Annotated in this window: 3 protein-coding genes; all 3 read left to right on the plus strand. The window is 63.4% G+C overall.

Going from position 1 to position 3,151, the window contains the following annotated elements; all coding sequences use genetic code 11:
- Positions 1–292: lysozyme inhibitor LprI family protein (locus VFL62_RS15700; protein ID WP_414644737.1), on the plus strand; the 292-nt coding region annotated here is incomplete at its 5' end.
- A gap of 100 nt (positions 293–392) precedes the next feature.
- Positions 393–1,748, plus strand: coding sequence for a tetratricopeptide repeat protein (locus tag VFL62_RS15705; RefSeq protein WP_325173300.1), 1,356 nt, complete (start codon positions 393–395; stop codon positions 1,746–1,748).
- A 240-nt stretch (positions 1,749–1,988) separates the two neighbouring features.
- Positions 1,989–3,151 (plus strand): AMP-binding protein (locus VFL62_RS15710; protein ID WP_325173301.1); only part of this gene is annotated, 1,163 nt, incomplete at its 3' end.

The raw sequence follows: 3,151 nt of genomic DNA on the forward strand, positions 1-3,151 counted from the left end.
GATGGCGGTCAACAACAAGCCGAGCTTCAATTGCGCCAACGCCAGGCGTCCGGTCGAAAAGGCGATCTGCGGCAATCCGGAACTCGCCAATCTCGACCGCGAGATCAACGCCGTGAATACCAAGGTGGTGCGCGAGGCGGCGCAAGGCAATCCGCGCGCCGGGCACGCCATGCAGCGCGAGCAGGACGAATTTCTCGCCCGCCGCAATGCCGAATTCGGCAAGCCCGACTTTGACCTGCAAAAGCTGATGCGGGACCGGCTGGACCATCTGCTCGCGCTGGTGGGGCGTTAAGCCAGGGGAGCGTTGAACCTCGCGGCCGATTGTCGCGACCAACGGCTCGAGAATCAGATCGGCGACGATGCCGAACCCCCAGAGAGCCGAAGAGCCGGTCATGCGAACCTTTGCCTCGCGATATCTAACCACGGCCGCTTTGGCCGTGCTCGTCTTGTCCTGCAACGCGGCGCGTGCGGAAACCGCGAGCGAGCCGGCGGTCGCATGTGCCGCTCGCTCGAGCGCAGCGCCGGCCAAGCTGGTCGCGGGTTGCACCGCCGTGATCGATGACGCGGCGACGACGGCCCCCGAGCGTGCCGACGCCGTGATCATTCGCGCCCTCGCGCTGCAAAAACGCGGTCAGACCGATCAGGCGCTGGCCGCCATCGACGAGGTCATCGCCCAAAATCCGAACTTCGCGCCTGCCTTTCGCGCCCGTGGCGAGATTCTTCGGCAGACCGGAAAGACGGTCGATGCGTTCGAGGCGGTGAACCAGGCGCTTCGGCTCGATCCCAATTATGCAGACGGCTATGAGACCCGCGCCAACATTTTCAACAACGTCAAGAAATACGACCGCGCCATCGAAGACTACAACGAGGCGCTGAGGCTCGACCCGGATTTCGCGCTGGCTTATGCCGATCGCGGCGCCGCCTGGTACTTCAAGGGTGATTATCAGAAGGCAATCGCGGACGACGATCAGGCCATCAAGCTCGATTCCGGTCGGGCGCAGACCTATACCAATCGCGGCGCCGCCTGGCGCAAGCTCGGCAATATCCGGCGCGCGCTCGATGACGAGACCTCGGCGATCCGCATCGATCCGACGGTGCCGGAATTCTTCGACAATCGCGGCCTCGACCTCGCGAAAAACGGCGATTACGCCGGCGCGATCGCCGACTACGACGAGGCCATCAAGCTTCGCGCCGACGCCAATTTCCTCACCAACCGCGGCGACGCCTATCAGGCCATGAAGGACTACGATCGCGCCATAGCGGATTACGACGCGGCCGTGCGTCTGGATCCGAAGTTCCAGCGCGCCTACAACAACCGCGGCGCCGCCTGGTCGCGGAGAGGCGACCGCGAGAGGGCAATGCAGGATTATGCCGAGGCGGTTCGTCTCGACCCGTCCGATGCGAAAGCCGCCGACAACTACAAGCAGGTCTCGCTCGAGATCGAACGGCTGGGCGCGTTGCCCAATGCCTCGGGCCTGCCGAGCTTCAATTGCGCGGTCGCCAGGCGCCAGGTGGAAAAGGCGATTTGCGCCGATCCGGAGCTCGCCCGGCTCGACCGCAACATGAACGACGCCTTCCTGAAGGCGATCGCGAGTACCGAGGGCGAAAGCCATCGGGCCGCGCTCAATCTGACGCGTCAGCAGCGTGAATTCATCGAGGCGCGTAACGCCGCCTATGGCCGCCGGGGTTACGACCTGCGCCGGGCGATGGCGGAGCGGATCGACCGGCTCAGCGCAATTGCCAAATAGCGATATCTAGCCGAAGGGCTGACCTGTTCGAGCTTGATCTGGCTCAACTTCGGATGACAATGGCCGTTAAATAATTAAGGGCCGTTCCGCATCGTCATGCCCGGCCTTGCCGGGCATCCACGTCTTACTTCGTCTGGAGCCAAGATGTGGATGGTCGGCATAGGCGAGCGAAAGCGACGCCGTCCTTCCGGACGGCTTTGCCCGGCCATGACGGCGATCTGGCTTTGGGAGAGGCACGCCATGAACATCCAGCACAAAAGCAGCTATCACGAGGTCCATGCGCGATCGCTCCGCGACCCCGAGGGATTTTGGGGCGAGGCGGCCCGCGAGATCGACTGGATCAAGCCGGCCGAGAGGGTATTCGATTCTGCCCAAGGCCTTTACGGCCGCTGGTTTGCCGGCGCCGTTGTCAACACCTGCTACAACGCGCTGGATCGTCACGTCGAACGTGGACGTGCCGATCAGCTGGCGCTGATCCATGATTCGCCGCTGACGGCAAGCATCAGGAAATTCACCTATGCCGAGTTGCTGCATGAGGTGAAGACGCTTGCCGCCGTGATGACCGATTTTGGCGTCACCAAGGGCGATCGCGTCATCATCTACATGCCGATGGTGCCGGAGGCCGTGGTCGCGATGCTTGCCTGCGCGCGGATCGGCGCGGTGCATTCGGTGGTGTTCGGCGGCTTCGCGGCGAAGGAGCTGGCGACGCGCATCGATGATGCCGAGCCAAAGTTGATCTTCTCCGCAAGCTGCGGCATCGAGCCCGGCCGCATCGTGGCCTACAAGCCGCTGCTGGACGAGGCGATCAAACTGGCCGGCGTGAAGCCGCAAGCCTGTATCATTCTGCAGCGGCCGCAGCAGGGCTGCGAGTTGGCCGAAGGGCGTGATCACGACTGGGCTGACCTGCGCGAGGCTGCGATCAAGGCGAACAAGACCGCCGATTGCGTGCCAGTGCTTGCGACCGATCCGCTCTATATTCTCTACACGTCCGGCACCACCGGCAAACCTAAAGGCGTGGTGCGCGACAATGGCGGGCATCTGGTCGCGCTGAAATGGTCGATGTCCAACCTCTACGGCATCAAGCCGGGCGAAGTCTGGTGGTGTGCTTCCGACATCGGCTGGGTGGTCGGCCACAGCTATATCGTCTATGGCCCGCTGATCCACGGCGCAACCTCGATCATGTATGAGGGCAAGCCGGTCGGCACACCCGATGCCGGCGCATTCTGGCGGGTGATTTCGCAGCACGGCGCGGTGGCGCTGTTCACCGCGCCGACCGCATTCCGCGCGATCCGCAAGGAAGACCCGGACGGAAAATTGATCCGCCAATATGACCTTTCGAAATTCCGCACGCTGTTTCTGGCCGGTGAGCGCGCCGATCCGCCGACGGTCGAATGGGCGGAAGC

Origin of the sequence: Bradyrhizobium sp. (assembly GCF_035701725.1) — a bacterium.
Lineage (GTDB): Bacteria > Pseudomonadota > Alphaproteobacteria > Rhizobiales > Xanthobacteraceae > Bradyrhizobium.

Excerpts from the sequence above, each read along its gene's own strand:
- VFL62_RS15705 (WP_325173300.1), top strand. The coding sequence starts at position 393 with ATGCGAACCTTTGCCTCGCGATATCTAACCACGGCCGCTTTGGCCGTG.